At 73.0% G+C, this 15,809-nt stretch carries 12 protein-coding genes and 1 pseudogene; 5 read left to right on the top strand and 8 right to left on the bottom strand.

Annotated features, from left to right (window positions below):
- Positions 1 to 30: 30 nt before the first annotated feature.
- From V9U70_RS00795 to V9U70_RS00775, 5 genes are all read right to left on the bottom strand, one after another.
- Positions 31 to 1,479, bottom strand: a complete 1,449-nt coding sequence (locus tag V9U70_RS00795; protein ID WP_336672433.1) for an alanine/glycine:cation symporter family protein — start codon at positions 1,477 to 1,479, stop codon at positions 31 to 33.
- A gap of 586 nt (positions 1,480 to 2,065) precedes the next feature.
- Positions 2,066 to 2,941, bottom strand: coding sequence for an alpha/beta hydrolase (locus tag V9U70_RS00790; RefSeq protein WP_336672432.1), 876 nt, complete (start codon positions 2,939 to 2,941; stop codon positions 2,066 to 2,068).
- Positions 2,942 to 3,009: 68 nt separating this feature from the next.
- Complete coding sequence (locus V9U70_RS00785; RefSeq protein ID WP_336672431.1) at positions 3,010 to 5,457, bottom strand: hypothetical protein; 2,448 nt, start codon at positions 5,455 to 5,457, stop codon at positions 3,010 to 3,012.
- Positions 5,454 to 6,548 carry a methyltransferase gene (locus V9U70_RS00780; RefSeq protein ID WP_336672430.1) on the bottom strand — a complete coding sequence of 365 codons (1,095 nt, stop codon included), beginning with the start codon at positions 6,546 to 6,548 and terminating at the stop codon, positions 5,454 to 5,456. Before V9U70_RS00780 ends, V9U70_RS00785 begins: the two co-directional genes overlap by 4 nt.
- Positions 6,545 to 7,267, bottom strand: coding sequence for an SGNH/GDSL hydrolase family protein (locus tag V9U70_RS00775; protein WP_336672550.1), 723 nt, complete (start codon positions 7,265 to 7,267; stop codon positions 6,545 to 6,547). The genes V9U70_RS00780 and V9U70_RS00775 overlap by 4 nt, the downstream gene beginning before the upstream one ends.
- A 255-nt stretch (positions 7,268 to 7,522) precedes the next feature.
- Between V9U70_RS00775 and V9U70_RS00770 the strand changes: the two genes are divergently transcribed.
- Both V9U70_RS00770 and V9U70_RS00765 read left to right on the top strand, forming a co-directional pair.
- Positions 7,523 to 8,128: a TIGR03086 family metal-binding protein gene (locus tag V9U70_RS00770; RefSeq protein ID WP_336672429.1), complete on the top strand. Its 606-nt coding sequence runs from the start codon at positions 7,523 to 7,525 to the stop codon at positions 8,126 to 8,128.
- A 205-nt stretch (positions 8,129 to 8,333) separates the two neighbouring features.
- Positions 8,334 to 10,136, top strand: a complete 1,803-nt coding sequence (locus V9U70_RS00765) for a class I adenylate-forming enzyme family protein (protein ID WP_336672428.1) — start codon at positions 8,334 to 8,336, stop codon at positions 10,134 to 10,136.
- On the opposite strand, the gene V9U70_RS00760 is transcribed toward V9U70_RS00765, so the two are convergent.
- Positions 10,123 to 11,400 (bottom strand): M6 family metalloprotease domain-containing protein, encoded by a 1,278-nt coding sequence (locus V9U70_RS00760; RefSeq protein WP_336672427.1) that lies wholly within the window; start codon positions 11,398 to 11,400, stop codon positions 10,123 to 10,125. The genes V9U70_RS00765 and V9U70_RS00760 overlap by 14 nt on opposite strands.
- A 264-nt stretch (positions 11,401 to 11,664) precedes the next feature.
- Here V9U70_RS00760 and V9U70_RS00755 point away from each other — a divergent pair, with 264 nt between their 5' ends.
- Both V9U70_RS00755 and V9U70_RS00750 read left to right on the top strand, forming a co-directional pair.
- The gene (locus tag V9U70_RS00755; RefSeq protein ID WP_336672426.1) at positions 11,665 to 12,324 is read left to right on the top strand and encodes a TetR/AcrR family transcriptional regulator; all 660 of its coding nucleotides are present in this window, start codon (positions 11,665 to 11,667) and stop codon (positions 12,322 to 12,324) included.
- A gap of 151 nt (positions 12,325 to 12,475) precedes the next feature.
- Positions 12,476 to 13,999, top strand: coding sequence for an MFS transporter (locus V9U70_RS00750; protein WP_336672425.1), 1,524 nt, complete (start codon positions 12,476 to 12,478; stop codon positions 13,997 to 13,999).
- A gap of 73 nt (positions 14,000 to 14,072) precedes the next feature.
- Here V9U70_RS00750 and V9U70_RS00745 read toward each other — a convergent pair whose 3' ends face one another.
- Complete coding sequence (locus V9U70_RS00745; RefSeq protein WP_336672424.1) at positions 14,073 to 14,585, bottom strand: MarR family winged helix-turn-helix transcriptional regulator; 513 nt, start codon at positions 14,583 to 14,585, stop codon at positions 14,073 to 14,075.
- 242 nt (positions 14,586 to 14,827) lie between these two features.
- Between V9U70_RS00745 and V9U70_RS00740 the strand changes: the two genes are divergently transcribed.
- Positions 14,828 to 15,610, top strand: a complete 783-nt coding sequence (locus V9U70_RS00740) for a dioxygenase family protein (protein ID WP_336672423.1) — start codon at positions 14,828 to 14,830, stop codon at positions 15,608 to 15,610.
- Between the two features lie 44 nt (positions 15,611 to 15,654).
- On the opposite strand, the pseudogene V9U70_RS30685 reads toward V9U70_RS00740, so the two are convergent.
- Positions 15,655 to 15,809 (bottom strand): annotated as a pseudogene (locus tag V9U70_RS30685) (questin oxidase family protein); the annotation flags it as partial.

The raw sequence follows: 15,809 nt of genomic DNA, 5'->3' as shown, positions 1-15,809 counted from the left end.
ATGCGTACGGTCGCGCGGGGGCGCTCCGTGTCAGGGCGAGCCGACCGGCATCCGCTCCTGCGGCGTGGCGTCCTGGTCCGACGGGCCCCAGCACTCCACCTCGCCGCGCAGGCCCGGCACCTGGTCCTTGCGGAAGACCGGGTCGAGGCCCTGGCGGCGCTGGGCCAGGTAGTCGTCGAGGAGGCGGAAGGCGACCGCACTGAGGGGGATGATCGCGATCAGGTTGACCAGGACCATCGCGCCCATCGTGACGTCCGCGAGGCTCCAGACCAGCGGGACGGAGCCGATCGCGCCGAGGACGGCGCAGGCGATGACCACCGCGCGGTACGTGCTCATCACGTTCTTGCTGCGGGTGATGAACTGGATGTTGGACTCGCCGTAGTAGTAGTTACCGATCATGGAGCTGAAGGCGACCATGAAGACCACCAGGGTCAGCAGGTGACCGGCCCAGTCGCCGAGCGCGCTGGTGAAGGCGGCCTGCGTGACGTCCGCGCCACCGCGCTCACCGAGGGTCGGGTTGGCGGAGAGGATCACGAAGGCGGTCATGGTGCAGATGACCAGGGTGTCGAAGTAGACGCCGAGGGTCTGGACCAGGCCCTGCTTGACCGGGTGCGTGGTCTCCGCGGCCGCGGCGGCGTTCGGGGCGGAACCCATGCCCGCCTCGTTGGAGAACATGCCGCGCCGCACGCCCTGGAGGATCGCCGTGCCCACGGCGCCGCCCGCGACCTCGCGGAAGCCGAAGGCGCCGCCGATGATGTCGCCGAGTATGCCCGGCACGTTGCCGAGGTTGAGGAGCACGATGACCAGGCCGACCAGCAGGTAGAGCGCGGCCATCGCCGGGATGATGACCTTGGTGACGGCCGTCAGGCGCTTCACGCCGAAGAACACCGCGAGCGCGAGCAGCACGGCGAGCACGACGCCGAGGACGGGGTTGAACCAGGAGGGGTCCGAGCCGAAGGAGCCCTTCGCGGCCACCGTGATCGTGTTGGACTGCACCGCGGTCAGCACGAACCCGAACGTCAGCGTGATCAGAACGGCGAAGACCACGCCGAGCCAGCGCATCCCGAGCGCCTTCTGCATGTAGTAGGCCGGGCCGCCCCGGTATGTACCGGGCTCGGTGTCGCGCACCTTGTACAGCTGGGCCAGGACCGACTCGACGAACGCCGAGGCGCCGCCGACCAGGGCCATCATCCACATCCAGAAGACGGCTCCGGGGCCGCCCAGGGTGATCGCGGTGGCCACACCGGCGATGTTGCCGGTGCCGATCCGCGCGGCGGCGGAGATGGTGAAGGCGCCGAAGGGGCTGACGCCGGACTGCGGCTTGTCCCTGAAGACCCGGAACATCTCCGGGATCAGGCGGATCTGCACGCCCTTGGAGCGCAGCGTGAACCAGATGCCGGCCACGGCGACCAGCGGAATCAGCAGGTATGTCCAGAAGGCGTCGTTGAGCTCGACGACCCAGGTTTCCAACGTGCCCATGCAGATGTTCCCGGTTCCTTGTGAGTCGGGGAATCGGCCCGGTCTCCGCGTACGCGTACAGGTCGTGCACGGAGCGGAGGGCTGGGCCGGACGGAGCGGAGTCGAATACTTCGCAAACGACAGGACTGTAGGCCGGGGCGACCGCCCCTGCCTATGGCCCCCGAAAGTGGTCTATCTCACATAAGCCCGATATGTGCGGGAAATCCCTGGCAGCGGCCGTCGTCATCGCTGGTCGCCGCCGCCCGTTCCGCCGTCGGTCACCGGTGCCGACACCGTCCACGCATACGGGCCGGGCGCGGCAGCGGCGGGGCCGTCCGCCGGGGAAGAAGGCGATCGCGGGCCGTGTGAGCACGGTGTGCCGGTCTGTTCTGTTCGACGGGACGTGCCCGCGGCAGTGGACTGCGAAGGATGCCGAGGCGTGCCGCCGTCCGGGGGCGCACTGGTCGCGGGCCGCGCCGAAGGCCTCGTCCTCGTCGTGGAGGTCGATGACGGCCGGGAGGGCGCCCGAGGGCCTCCGTACGCCTCCCGCCGTCACGGGTGCCGGGGCGGGCGACGCCGCCCGGCGGACGGCCGCGGAGGTCCTGCTTCACGGCCCGCTGTGCGGGGCCGTCACGAACTCCAGCGTGGCCTCGACCACGCCGGGGTCGTCCAGGATTCTGCGGTGGCCCAGGCCCCGGGTGGTGACCAGCCGCGCCTGGTCGCCGAAGACCTCGGCCATCCGCCGCGCCTGGTCGACGCCGGCCATCCGGTCGTCCTCGTCGTGGAGGATCAGGATCGGCACGGTGACGCCGGACGGCTCGTACGTGGTGGAGAAGCGCTGCCAGATGTCCTTCTCACCGGGGAAGACGCGGTCCTCCATCCGCTGCCGCAACTCTTCCCTCAGCCGCGTCCGCAGCGCCAGTCGGCCGCAGAACTGGTCGAAGAGGAAGGTGAACTCGCCCACTTGGCTGATCGCGACGAGACGCCGCGCCGCCACCCCGGACCTGAGCGCGAGCACGGAGGCCATGACACCGGCCGAGTGGCTGATGACGGCCTCGAACTCGCCGTGTTCCGCTGCCAGGTGGCTGATGACCTCGCGGAAGGCGAGGACGTGTGTGGTGGAGCCGGTGGCGTCGCCGTGGGCGGGCGCGTCGTAGGCGACGGGGCTGTATCCCGCGGCGAGCAGTCCCGGCACGAACCGGGCGAAGCAGGTGCCGCGCGACTGCCAGCCGTGGGCGAGCAGCACCGGCCGCTCCCCGCTGCCCCAGCGGTAGGTGAGGGCCGTCTCGCCGTCCACGCGGACCTTCTCGATATGGGCCCGGTCGATCAGCCGGCGTTCCTCCTCGCGGGGGGCGGCCCGCTTGAGGGGGAGCCGGAAGAGGCGGTACGTGGCTTCGCCCGCCAGCCGCGGGCTCACGAGGGAAAGGGCGTTGAGGGTCCTGCCGGTCAGTGCCGTGGCCTGGTCCATGTTCATCCTGCCCATGTCGTCGCGGCTCCGCCGGGCGGCGGCCGCCCTGGCGGATCTTCTCCTCGCCCCCGTGGCGCGCTTCGTCAGCGGGCCGTGCGTGCCGCCTTCCGCCTGCTCACGCGCGCCGCGGTGAAGGTGAGTTCGGCCAGCTCGTCCCGCTGCCAGCTGAGCGCTCCGGCCGGGCTCATGCCGTCCCCCTCGTTGTTGTGCGCCAGCTCCACCGAGTACAGGTCGACGGCGCCGCGCCGCAGCAGCCGATCGCGAAGCGCCTCCCGGGGCACGTCGGTGAGGTGGTGGTGGGAGACGGTCAGCGGTCCGTAGTCGCACGTCCACTCCGGCTGCCGCAGATGCAGCACCTGGGTCTGCCGGTCGGCGGCGACCGCGGTCCGGGTCTCGCGGTACGTGCGGATGACGGAGTGGCCGCCGTCGATCAGCCGGAAGACGCTGACGTTGCCGGCCGGGCGCCTGCCGTACTGCACCGCCTGCTGCACCAGGGTCGGCACGATGTCGGGGACGAGGGCGTTGGCGCCGTCGCCGACGAAGGCCAGGACGTTGTCGTCCCGGGTGAGGGCGACCGCGGGGACCGCCTGGAGGGCGTCGCCCATGAGGGCCCTGCCGTACCAGCCGGAGAATCCGGGGCCGGTGCGCGGCAGGTTCCGTACGGCCGAGACGCCGCCGCGGCCCACGTCGTACAGACCGGTGTAGGTGTAGCCGTGGTCGGTGATCAGCTCGGTGAGGAGGTCGCCCAGCCGGTGGAAGAAGTAGTTCGGGCTCATGGGCCGCAGCGGCAGCCGGTGCAGCACGTCGGACGCGCTGTCCTGGGTGGCGGCGATGGCCGCGCGGCGGGTCGCCAGCACCTCGGGGTCGACGGCGAGCCCTTGGTGCAGGGCCCGGAGGAAGTCGCGGGCGTCGGCGACCACCGGGTGGTCGGTGAACGGCGCCATGTGTTCAGGGGTGTGCGTGATCTGGACGATCCGTAACTGGCGCGCCAGGTCGCGTGGCGTGAAGGGCGTGGACTGCTCGGTGATCCTGCTCTTCAGCATGAACAGCGCCTGGTCCGCGCGGCGGCGCAGCCGCTCCTCGTGGTGCAGGAAGGCGTGGACCCGCGCCGAGCAGCCCATCATGCCGAGAGTGCCCAGGTACTCGGGTACGTGGGCGCCCTCGTGGTAGCGGCTCACCGTGCCGGGGCGGGTCAGCGAGTCGGCGAGCGCGATACCGGCCGTGCGCGCCAGGGCGTGGGTGAGCGCGCGCTCCTCCTCGTCGAGGCTGCCGCACTGCCACAGCAGCCGGGCGGGCTCCTCGTTGACCAGGCGCAGCACCGGTTCCATGGCGCTCTCGGTGACCTGGGCGCGGACGGCCGGGGCAGCCGGGGCGGCCGGGCCGGGCGCGGCGTCGGTGGCGGGCGCGTTCAGTGCGGACTCGGCGGTCAGCAGGACGACCGGGCCCTCACCGGCGTCGTAGGCCGCCCCGGCGGCGGCGAGGTCTTCGGCCAGGCGGCCGGGATCGTCCAGGTGGAAGGTGTGCAGGCCGCGGGCCCGGAACACCTCCCGGGAGTCCTCGCCCCCGTGGACGGTGCCCTGGAAGGGGAACCAGCCGCCCGGGTCGGGATCGGCGCAGACGATGAAGCCGCGGGCGCGGGTCTCGCGCAGGTTGGCGAGCGTGCCCTTGAACTCGTCCACCATGCCGTTGGTGACGACGATGAGGAACGGCGCCTCGTCCAGCTGCCAGCGGGCCATCGCCCCGCAGGCCAGGCCGTGTTCGCTAGGGCCGCGCAGTACCGGGTTGCCGGACTGCTCGGCGGTGTGCTCCAGTTCGCCGATCAGCCCGGTCACGATGGAACCGGTGTAGTAGTGCAGCCCCCAGGCGGTCCCGGAGCGGGCGGTCAGGAAGGAGTGCAGCCACTGGGCCAGCATGCGCCGGGGCGCGGCCTCGGCGCGGATGACCTGGGCGACGTGCCGGAACTGGGCCTGGTCCGCGAAGGCGCAGATGACGTCGGAGGCCAGCAGCCAGGGCTGCTCCGGCAGTTGTTTGAGCGCGTAGGACCGGCCGAGCCGCACCGGTGACCGGTCGAGTTCGTCGTAGACGTGCACGGTGTAGGCCGACAGGTCGGCCGCGACCTCTTCCGGGAGCGAGGCGTGGAACGCGGCCAGCGCCGCGTCCATGGTGTCCGCGAGCGGGTCCGTGCTCAGCCCGGCCGCCGGGGCGTCCACCAGCAGCAGGGCGAGGGTGGCGGTCGCGGACCCCGTGGCCGCCGCGCGCAGGGCGGCCGCGGCTTCGGGGAGCGTGCCGGCCGTCACGAGTGCGGTCTCGTCGCCCTCCAGCGTGCGGGCCAGGAAGCGGTGCGCGCGGTGGGCGGTCTCCCGGTAGAGCTCCGGCCAGTCGCCGCCGTGAGAGGGGCCGTCTCCCGCGTCGTCCAGCGCGGTGCGTACGGTGGCGTGGAACTCCGGGCGCGAGCTGACGCTGAGGACGAGCAGCCGGTCCGTCGCGGTGGCGTCCCGGCGGGGCGCCGCGTCGGCCGTGGGGGCGCTCATCGCGCCTCTCCCGCCGCCGCGCCGTCCGTGACGGCCGGCACCGCCTCGATGACGTGCTCGGCGCGGTCGGACCGCGCCCGGGGGGAGTGCACCGTCCTGACCGTGAAGCCGGCGGCCTCCAGCAGGCCCCGGTACTCCTCCTTCGACCTGTCCCAGCCCTCCAGCATCACCAGCATCAGCAGGTCGATCAGCCGCCCCTGGGCGGCCTGCGGGGAGAGCTCGTCGCCCTCGGGCACCGGTGTGTCCAGTCGCTCCAGGACGAGCAGCCGCCCGTGCGCGGGCATGGCCTCGCGGACCCGGCGCAGGATCTGCACGGCCCGCTCGTCGTTCCAGTTGTGCAGCACCCGGGAGAGCGTGTAGACGTCGCCGCCCGTCGGCAGCGGGTCGAAGAAGCTGCCCGCGGTGAAGTCCACCCGGTCGGCCAGTCCCAGGGCGCCCAGTCGCTCGCGGGCCCCTTCGAGGGCCTCCGGCAGCTCGGCCAGCGCTCCGCGCATCCCGGGGTGCCGGGGCAGCACCTTGGCGAGCAGGCTGCCGTCGCCGCCGCCCACGTCCACCAGGGTGTCGACGCCGGCGAGGTCCACGCTGTTCAGCGCGGCCGGCACCGGTGCGGTGCCCATCGCCGCGGTGAACACGGCGGCCGTCTCCGGCTGGCTGTCGAGGTAGTCGTAGAACGGCATGCCGTAGAGCGCGTCGAACGCCGGCCGGCCGGTGCGCAGTGTGTGGGTGATCTCGCCGAAGGAGCGGTGTACCTCCTCGCCGAACATGATCGCGGCCGATCGGCTGGACCGTACGGTGTCGGTGCACAGCAGCCGGCCGGTCGGCGTGAGGGCGAAGACGCCCGGTTCGGGTTCGGTGAAGAGGCCGCCGGCGGCCAGGCCGCGCAGCAGGCGGCGGACCGCGCGGGCGTCGGCGCCGGCCTCCGCGGCGAGGTCGGCGGCCGGACGGGGGCCGTCGGTGAGCAGATCGGGGATGCCCGACTTGGCCAGCGCGTAGCAGCCCTGGGCCAGCCAGCCGCCGGTCAGGATGGTCGCGAGCGTCATGCGGTCGCGTATCGAGGGGGCGGTGCCCGCCCGGTCGGGGGCCGTCGTCATGCCGCACCGTTCCTGTGCTCGGGCCGGGCCAGGTGTGCGCCGACGGCGCGCACCGCCTCGGCGGCGGCGATGGCGTGACCGCGCCGGTTGGCGTGCCGGCCGTCGGCGCTCAGCAGGTCGTCCGCGTCGGCGACCGGGTGGTCGAACAGGTCGATGTGGAGCGTGCCCAGGTCCCGGGCGATCGCCGAGGTGGCGTCGGCCAGGGCGCGCAGCCGCCCCGCGAACCGTTCGCGGACGGCGGCCGGGAGCTGCGGCGACCGCGAGCTGTCGATCATGCTCACGGTGATCACCGTGCTTCCGCGGTCCTGCAGCGCGCTCACGATGGCCCGTAGTTCGGAGCCCACCCGGTGTTCGTCGAATCGGGCGACGAGGGTGTCGAACCCGCCGCAGGCGACGAGTGCGAGATCCGGCTCGAACGCCAGCGCCTTGTCGAGCTGGGTGGACCGGACCAGGGCGGCGCGCGTGTTGCGCCGGCCCAGGTTGCGGTACACGAGGTCACCGGCGTGCTGGTGGAGGGCGGCGGCCAGTCTGTCGACCCAGGGCTGGTCGAGATAGCCCGGTACGGGGTCGCCGAGCCCCTCCGCCATGCTGTCCCCCAGCGCCACGAACCGCCGCCAGGGATGGCCCGCCAGCAGCTGGTCCGCCTCGCCTTCCTTGAGGCAGTACGGATCGGCGCGCTCCGCCTCCGCCTGCTCCACGTTCCCGCTCTCGTTGCCCATCACGTGTGCGGCTGTCCCTTCTCACGTGTGCGCGGATGGCCGCCCACAAATGAGCACGACCGTGCATATTGTTTACCACACCAAGGGCATGATGAATACGATCGGCCGCGCTCCTGCTGTGCCTTCACCTTCGCTTCACTGTCCGTACGTCATTGCGGAGGCGCTTTATCGCCACGGAATCGGTGAATAAAAGCCAAGTCGAAGGCGGCGGGGCGTAATCGTGCACGATCGTTCAGATAGTTTTATGCTCGACCCATGACAGCGACCGGAACGGACATCGTCGGGCTCGACCGGCTCGCCGTCCACGAAGCCATGCGCGTCGTGGACCTGGCGAAGGACAGCGATTGGCAGCGGGACACCCCCTGCGCGGGGTGGGACCTGCGCAGGCTCGTCGCGCACATGACCGCGCAGCACCACGGGTTCGCGGCGGCCGCACGCGGCGCGGGGCAGGAGGCGTCGCACTGGCGCGAACCGCAGGACATGAGCGATCCGGCCCGGGCGCACCGGGAGGCCGCGGCGGTGGTTCTGGACGCCTTCGCCGAACCCGGGGTCATGGAGCGCGAGTTCGCCATCCCCGAGCTCGGCCGGGACTTCCCGGGCGTGCAGGCGGTCGCCTTCCACTTCATCGACTACGTGGTGCACGCCTGGGACGTCGCGGCCGCGCTCGGCGTCGACCTCCAGCTGAGCGACGAGGTCCGGGGCGCCGCCCAGGCGATCGCCCGCCTGGTGCCCGCGGAGCCCGAGGACCGGGCGCCGGGCTCCGTCTTCGCCCCCGCCCTGGAGGTGCCGGACGGCTGCGGCCCCCTGGAGGAGGCGCTGCTGCTGCTGGGCCGGTCGCCGGAGTCCTCGCGGGTGGGGTGAGCCGCGGGAGGGCGCCGGGCGCTGCCGGCCCACGTCGCGGGAGGGGCGTACGCCCGGTCCGGGCACGGCCTCCCCGGGCCGCCGGCCTCCCGGCGCCGCTGCCCGTCCGGCGTGCGTTTCCGGCCGTCCGCGTGCCGGGGGCCTTGGCGCGCGGGCTCCGCCCGCATAGCGTCTCGCGTACCCGTCAGCGCGAGAAAGGCCTCCCGTGCCGCACACCCGCCCGTCCCCGGGCCCCGAAGACGCGGCGGCCGCCGCCCGCGCGGAGTGCGCCGCCCGTGTCGCCGCCGCCCTCACCGGCCCCGGCGCGCCCTTCGCCGTGGTCCGGGGCGAGCGGGGGACATCGGAGTACGCCGACGGCCCCCGGACCCTCCGCGAGTTCGTGGAGACGACCTGGGCCTTCGGCGACACCCCGTTCCTGATCGCCGGGGAGCGGAGCTACTCGTACGCCGAGTTCTTCGCCGCCGCCTCTGCCCTGTCACTCCGGCTGCGCGATCACTACGGGCTGCGCCCCGGCGACCGGGCCGTCATCGCGATGCGGAACCACCCGGAGTGGCAGATCGCCTTCTGGGCCGCCCAGTTGGCGGGCCTGGTCGCCGTGCCCCTGAACGCCTGGTGGACCGAGGGCGAGTTCGCCCATGCTCTGGACGACTGCGAGCCCGGGGTGCTCCTGGTGGACGGGGAGCGGCTGGGGCGCGTCGCCGGCTGGGCGCGGCGGACCGGGACCCGGGCAGTCCTCTTCCACGGGGACGGGGCGGCCGGGCCCGGGGTGCGCGTGGAGCGTTACGAGGACTTCCCCACGCCCGATCCGCTGGCCGCGCCGCCCGACGTGGAGCCCCGGCCGGAGGACGACGCCACGATCCTCTACACCTCCGGCACCACCGGCCGCCCCAAGGGCGCGGTGGCCACCCACCTCGCCCAGGCCGGGGCCGCGCTCAACGCCCGCTACCAGGCGGCGGCCTCCGCCCTGTCGAGGGGCGTCGTTCCGGGGCGGGGCCCCGCCCCGGTCCTGCTGATGACGTTCCCGTTCTTCCACGTCGCCGCGTTCAGCGCCCTCTACGGGGTGATGGCCGCGGGCGGGACCCTGGTCCTGATGCACCGGTGGGACGCCGACGAGGCGCTGCGGCTGATCCGCGCCCACCGCGTCACGCGCTTCTCCGGCGTCCCGTCCACCGGCCTCCAGCTGCTGGAGGCCGCCGAGCGGGCCGCGGTCGACGACCTGGAGGGGCTCACCCTGTTCAGCACCGGCGGCGCGCCCGCCCCGCCCGCCCTGGTGGCCCGCCTCGCCGCCCGGTACGGCGAGCGCGTCGAGCCCCGCACCGGCTACGGCCTCACCGAGACCAGCGGCGGGGTCCTCGCGCACTTCGGGGCCGACTACCGCGCGGAGCCCGGCGGCGCGGGCCGTCCCACCCCGGTCACGGAGACCAGGATCGCCGGTCCGTCGGGCGAGGAGCTGCCCGACGGGGAGCCGGGCGAGCTGTGGCTGCGCGGCCAGTCGCTGTTCCGCGGCTACTGGCGGGACCCGGCCGCTACCCGGGAGGCGGTTCAGGACGGCTGGTTCCGTACGGGAGATCTAGCCGTGCGCCGGGAGGGGCGCATCCACATCGTCGACCGGCTCAAGGACGTGGTGCTCCGGGGCGGCGAGAACGTGTACTGCACCGAGGTCGAGGGCGTCCTGCACGACCATCCCGACGTGGTGGACGCGGCCGTCCTCGGCGTGCCGCACCCGGTGCTGGGGGAGGAGGTGGCCGCCGTCGTCCGGCCGCGCGCCGGGGCCCGCCTCACCGCCGAGGCCGTGCGCGAGCACGTCGGCCGGGTGCTCGCCGCGTTCAAGGTGCCCGCCCATGTGGTGCTCACCGACGAGCCGCTGCCGCGCAACGCCACCGGCAAGGTCCTCAAGCACGCCCTGCGGGCCCCGGCCCTGGCGTCCGCCAAGGCGGCGGACCCGCTTGCGGCGGACGCGGCCGCGCCGGGGACGGGGGAGGCGAAGGGGCAGGTCAGGGGCGGGTGACCCGTACCCGGTAGGCGCCGTCGTCGTCCTCGTCGAGCACGGATATCCGTACGCCGTTGGCCCGGTCGGTGAACGTCTGGCCGGGCCGGAACGCGGCGTCCGACAGTTCGGCGTGCACGTTGGGAAGCCGGGTGCAGCCGCCACTGTCCTCCGTGGCGTCGGCGACCGACACCGGGCCCTGCCCGGTGTCCACGTCGGAACTGACCTTGTAGATCAGCACCCCGGGCCGGCAGACCGCCTCGTCGTTGCCCGCGGCCGTCCGGACCTCCACGGCGTAGCCGGACTCGGCGCTCAGTGGGACGAAGGCGAGCTTGGCGCCGCCCCCGGTGGCCAGCGGGCCGAGCGTGTGCTCGCTGACGCCGGGCCGGGAGGCGCAGCTGACCTGGTCGTTGTCGAGCCAGCCGAGCTTCCACTTGTGCCAGGCCAGGAAGTCGTTGTTGGCGCCCCAGTCCTCGGACATGATGTCCCAGTGGCCCACAGAGCCGCCGCCCTCCCGGGTGTAGAGGTCGGGGAGTCCGAACACATGGCCGTTCTCGTGCGGCAGGACGCGGTAGCCGGTCTCGGCGTACGACCCCGACCCGTCGTCCTGGCGGCTGTAGACGAACGACGTGTTCGAGAGCGGGACGCCGTCGGCGGTGGGGGCCTCGTCGTTGCCGGAGAAGGTCACCGAGAGCACGGTGTCCAGCGCGGAGGGCCCGGCGTTCGGGGTCACCAGGACGTTGACCAGGTCGTACGCGGAGAAGTCGACCTTCGGGTCGGCCGCCGCGACGATGTCCCCGACCAGCTGCCGGTAGCCGGGCTCGAAGGGCGAGCCGCGCTCTATCCCGTACTCCGCGAACGGCAGCGGCATCCGCAGCCAGTCCTTCACCGGGGCCTCCGGCCGGTAGACGAGCCGGCCGTAGGAGCTGGTCCGGAACCAGTCGGAGGTCTGCGGGAAGAACTCCGCGAACCGGTCCGCCGCCGGTCCCTCGCCCTCCGCGTCCGGGAAGTCGATCATCAGGTTGAGCGCTCTGACCTCTCCGGTGGACCGGACGTAGCCGGGCGGGGTCGGCAGCCCCTCGGACATCTGGACGCCCAGAGCGGCGGTGATCCGGCAGGGGGCGAGCGCGGACTCCCGGGTGGCCGCCGCCGGTCCGGCGGAGGCGGGGCCGGCGGCCGGGAGGCTGGTGCTGGCGGAGGCCACGGCCGCGATGACCAGGGCGGTCGCTCCGGCCAGGGCGGCCGGGCGGCGGTGTCTGCGTATCCGGTGGCGAGGCTGCTGCATGGAGGCGCCTTCGGGTCCGCGGCAGTCGGCCGACCCTGACTGCGCTCTGGCGATCAGCCTGTGCCGGGCGCCCGGGCGGCGCTCGCTGGGTGCGCCGATCGGAGGATTCCCCCACCGGGGAGCAGTGACGCAGGTCACAGGAGGGTGAGAAATAAGCGGGGAGCCTCTCCCCGTTTGCACTCGTGTCCCCCGAAGCGGGGAGAAGGTCCCCGGTTACCGGTGGGGGCCGACCGGTGACACAGAGGCAAGGGAAGGGCTGTCGTCGTGGCGAGTGCCGTCGAGAACACCGCACCGGCAGCGCGGTGCCGTACGCCCCGGCCGCGGGCCGACGCGCTGCGCAACCGCGAGCGGATCGTCACGGCCGCCCGCGAGCTGTTCGTCGAGTTCGGCCCCGAGGTGCCGCTGGACGACGTCGCGCGGCGGGCGGGCGTCGGAAACGCCACGCTCTACCGGAACTTCCCCGACCGGGCCGCCCTCACCCACGAGGTCGTGCTCGCGGTCACCTCCCGCGCCACCCGCCGGGCCGAAGAGGCCGTGGCGGCGGAGTCGGACCCGTTCGCCGCGCTCAGCCGCTTCGTGCACGCGGCCGCCGACGAACGGATCGGCGCGCTGTGCCCGCTGCTCTCCGGCGTCTTCGACAAGGACCACCCCGATCTGCTCGCCGAGCGCCGACGCCTCGAAGAGGCCGTCGAGGGGCTCGTCGCGCGCGCCATGTCCGCGGGGCGGCTGCGCACCGACATCGCCGTCGGTGACGTACTCGTCGCCCTCTCCCAGCTCACCCGGCCGCTCCCCGGCATCGCCTGCCAGGGCATCGACCGCTTCACCCACCGTCATCTGCAACTGTTCCTGGACGGCCTGGAAGCCCCGGCCCGCTCCGAACTGCCCGGGTCGGCGGCGACCTTGGAGGATCTGCGGCGCCCCTGAGGCCCGCGCCTGCCCGACCCGACGCCACGCGCGCCCTGAGCAGGCGCTGATCACCAAGACGACGCTCACCGCACCACGACGCCCATTTCACGACGCCGCCCGCTTCTCTGTGCCCCGGCGCGCCGTCCTATGTCCTTAGGTGGCTACACCCATGTCCAAAACGGCTGACACCGTGCTTCCCGATCCGAGTCGCTGGAAAGCCCTGGCCTTCATCGCGCTCGCCCAGCTGATGGTCGTCCTCGACGCGACCATCGTGAACATCGCGCTGCCCTCGGCCCAGACCGACCTCGGCATCTCCGACGGCAACAAGCAGTGGGTCATCACCGCCTACGCCCTCGCCTTCGGCGGACTCCTCCTCTTCGGGGGCCGGATAGCCGACCTCTGGGGCCGCAAGCGCGCCTTCGTCGTCGGCCTGATCGGCTTCGCGCTGGCCTCCGCGCTCGGCGGCGCGGCACAGAACGAGGCGATGATGTACGGCTCCCGGGCGCTCCAGGGCGTCTTCGGGGCCCTCCTCGCCCCGGCCGCCCTCTCGCTGCTGGCCGTGATGTTCACCGACGCCAAGGAGCGGGCCAAGGCCTTCGGCATCTACGGGGCCATCGCGGGCGGCGGCGGCGCGGTCGGCCTGATCCTCGGCGGCTTCCTGACCGAGTACCTGAACTGGCGCTGGACGTTCTTCGTCAACATCCCGTTCGCCGTCGTCGCCGCCGTGGGCGCGTACCTCGTCATCCGCGAGCCGTCCGGCAGCCGTAACCGCTCGCCGCTGGACATCCCCGGCGTCGTGCTCTCCACGAGCGGTCTGGTCGCCCTCGTGTACGGCTTCACCCGCGCCGAGTCGGCCGGCTGGTCCGACGGGCTGACGGTCTTCATGTTCATCGCGTCCGCCGTGCTGCTGGCGGCCTTCGTCCTGGTCGAGTCGCGGGTCGAGTCGCCGCTGCTGCCGCTGCGGGTGCTGCTGGAGCGCAACCGGGGCGGGGTCTACCTCTCGCTGGGTCTCGCGATCATCGGCATGTTCGGGCTGTTCCTCTTCCTGACCTACTACCTCCAGATCGTGAAGGGCTACTCCCCGGTCAAGACCGGCTTCGCCTTCCTCCCCATGATCGTGGGCATGATCACCGGCTCCACCCAGATCGGGACCCGGCTCATGACCCGGGTCCCGCCGCGCCTGCTCATGGGCCCCGGCTTCCTGGTCGCCGCAACCGGCATGCTGCTCCTCACCCAGCTGGACCTGGACACCAGCTACGCGGCGGTCATCCTGCCCGGCCAGCTGCTGCTCGGCCTCGGCATGGGCACGGCGTTCATGCCGGCGATGTCCCTGGCCACGCACGGCATCGAGCCGCGTGACGCGGGGGTCGCCTCCGCGATGGTCAACACCTCGCAGCAGGTCGGCGGCGCCATCGGCACCGCTCTGCTCAACACCATCGCGGCGAGCGCCACCACCGCCTACATCGCCGACCACGCGTCCCGTGCCGCCGACCCGCGGCTGCTGGAGCTCCAGGCCATGGTCAACGGCTTCTCCAGCGCGATCTGGTGGGCGGTGGGCATCCTCGTCGTCGCCTCCGCCATCGCGTTCGTCCTGATCGACACCGGCCGGCCCGGAACGGGCACGGGTCCCACGGGCGAGGCGTCGGAGACGGGCGTCGAGGACGAGATCAGGATTCCGGTCGTCGCCCACTGACCCTGCGGGGCCGCCGTCCGGCGGCCCCGCAGGGCCGCTCGGCCTGCCCCGGCTGTGCCTGCCCTGGCTCCGCTCAGCGGAGCCAGGGCAGGTCCGCGTCCGGGCCCTCCGGTTCGAGCCCGGCGGCGAGCACCCGCATGATCTCCCCGAGGTGGTCCACCTGTTCGGGGGTGAGCCGGTCGAACATCGCCTGCCGTACGGCGTCGACATGGCCCGGGGCCGAGTCGCGCAGCATCGCCTGACCGTCGTCCGTGAGCACCGCGTTCTGGCCCCGTTTGTCGGAGGGGCAGTCCTCACGCCGCACCCAGCCGCTCTTCTCCAGTCGTGCGATGGCGTGCGAGAGCCGCGAACGGGTGATCTTCGCGTTCCGGGCGAGCTCCGTCATCCGCATCCGGCGCCGGGGGGCCTGCGAGAGCTGGACGAGCAGGCCGTAGTAGATGTGCGGCATGCCGGCGTCGCGCTGGAGCTGCCGGTCGAGGTGGTCCTCCAGCAGCGTGGTGGCCTGAAGATAGGCGCGCCAGACGCGCTGCTCCTCGTCGGTGAGCCAACGCGTCGCGCCGGTGGATGCCGTGGTCATGTACTCCACTGTACGACCTTTTCTTGAAAGTTGAACTAGATAGGGCTAGGGTCTCCGAGGGCTGGAACTTGAAGATTCAAGAACCTTGTTCGGGTGGATTCCCGCGGAAGTCCGGGGGAGTTCCGCGGGGCCCCTGGACAACGATCTCCCGGACGACCTCTGCCATTAACGCCCGGACCGGCTCGTGACCGGATCTGAAGCCCTTGCGCCCAGATCCCGGCGGGTCCCGTCTCCCACGGAAGGGGAGTGCCATGACCGTCACCGCGGAGCGCATGCCCGCCCTCTATCTCTCGCACGGCGCGCCACCGCTCGCCGACGATCCCGTGTGGCCCGGCGAGCTGGCCGCGTGGTCCGCCGCGCTGCCCCGCCCCCGCGCGATCCTCATGGTCTGCGCCCACTGGGAGGAGGCGCCGCTCGCGGTCGGGGCCACCGGCGCCGCGCCGCTCGTCCACGACTTCTGGGGATTTCCCGAGCGGTACTACCGGGTGCGGTACGGGGCCCCCGGCGCCCCGCGGCTCGCCGACAGCGTCCGCAAGCTGCTTCGGAGGGCCGGGACGCCGATCCAGGACGCACCGGACCGCGGGCTCGACCACGGGGCGTACGTGCCGCTGATGGAGATGTACCCGGACGCCGACGTCCCCGTGCTCCAGATGTCCCTGCCCACGCTCGACCCGCGGAAACTGATGGCCGTCGGACGCAGGCTCGCCCCGCTGCGCGACGAGGGCGTGCTCATCGTCGGCAGCGGCTTCTTCACCCACAACCTGGCCGCCCTGCGCCACCCCGGCGGCGGCGTGCCCGGCTGGTCGGCGGAGTTCGACGACTGGGGCGGCCGGGCCCTGCACGACAGGAACGTCGACGCCCTCCTGAACTTCGAGCAGGCCTCGCCCGCCGGGCGGCTGGCCCACCCGCGCACCGAGCACTTCGCCCCGCTGTTCGTGACGCTCGGCGCGGCCGAGGACGAGCTGGACCGGGGGCGGAGCGTCATCGACGGCTTCTGGATGGGGCTGGCGAAGCGGTCGGTGCAGTTCGGCTGAGCCGCCCCGCCCCGCCCGGCGGGTGCGTCCTCGGCCGGGATGGCTCAGCGCGCGTCGGCCGGAGGGATCAGCGCGATCGAGCGCAGGGCGGCGGCGAACGCGGGCGCGTCGCCGACGTCCAGGGCCGTGTCGACGAACTTGATCGCGTGGTCGTCGCCGTGCGCCGCCGCACGGGCGAACAGCTCCCCGCCGTCCGCCG

This window comes from Streptomyces pratensis (assembly GCF_037137275.1).
GTDB lineage: Bacteria > Actinomycetota > Actinomycetes > Streptomycetales > Streptomycetaceae > Streptomyces > Streptomyces pratensis_B.
Note: the sequence above shows the minus strand (reverse complement) of the source record. Positions and strands in the feature narration are given on the sequence as shown.

Excerpts from the sequence above, each read along its gene's own strand:
- V9U70_RS00740 (WP_336672423.1), top strand. The coding sequence starts at position 14,828 with ATGACCGTCACCGCGGAGCGCATGCCCGCCCTCTATCTCTCGCACGGC.
- V9U70_RS00795 (WP_336672433.1), bottom strand. The coding sequence starts at position 1,479 with ATGGGCACGTTGGAAACCTGGGTCGTCGAGCTCAACGACGCCTTCTGG.
- V9U70_RS00775 (WP_336672550.1), bottom strand. The coding sequence starts at position 7,267 with ATGGGCAACGAGAGCGGGAACGTGGAGCAGGCGGAGGCGGAGCGCGCC.
- V9U70_RS00785 (WP_336672431.1), bottom strand. The coding sequence starts at position 5,457 with ATGAGCGCCCCCACGGCCGACGCGGCGCCCCGCCGGGACGCCACCGCG.
- V9U70_RS00750 (WP_336672425.1), top strand. The coding sequence starts at position 12,476 with ATGTCCAAAACGGCTGACACCGTGCTTCCCGATCCGAGTCGCTGGAAA.
- V9U70_RS00790 (WP_336672432.1), bottom strand. The coding sequence starts at position 2,941 with ATGGGCAGGATGAACATGGACCAGGCCACGGCACTGACCGGCAGGACC.
- V9U70_RS00760 (WP_336672427.1), bottom strand. The coding sequence starts at position 11,400 with ATGCAGCAGCCTCGCCACCGGATACGCAGACACCGCCGCCCGGCCGCC.
- V9U70_RS00770 (WP_336672429.1), top strand. The coding sequence starts at position 7,523 with ATGACAGCGACCGGAACGGACATCGTCGGGCTCGACCGGCTCGCCGTC.
- V9U70_RS00780 (WP_336672430.1), bottom strand. The coding sequence starts at position 6,548 with ATGACGACGGCCCCCGACCGGGCGGGCACCGCCCCCTCGATACGCGAC.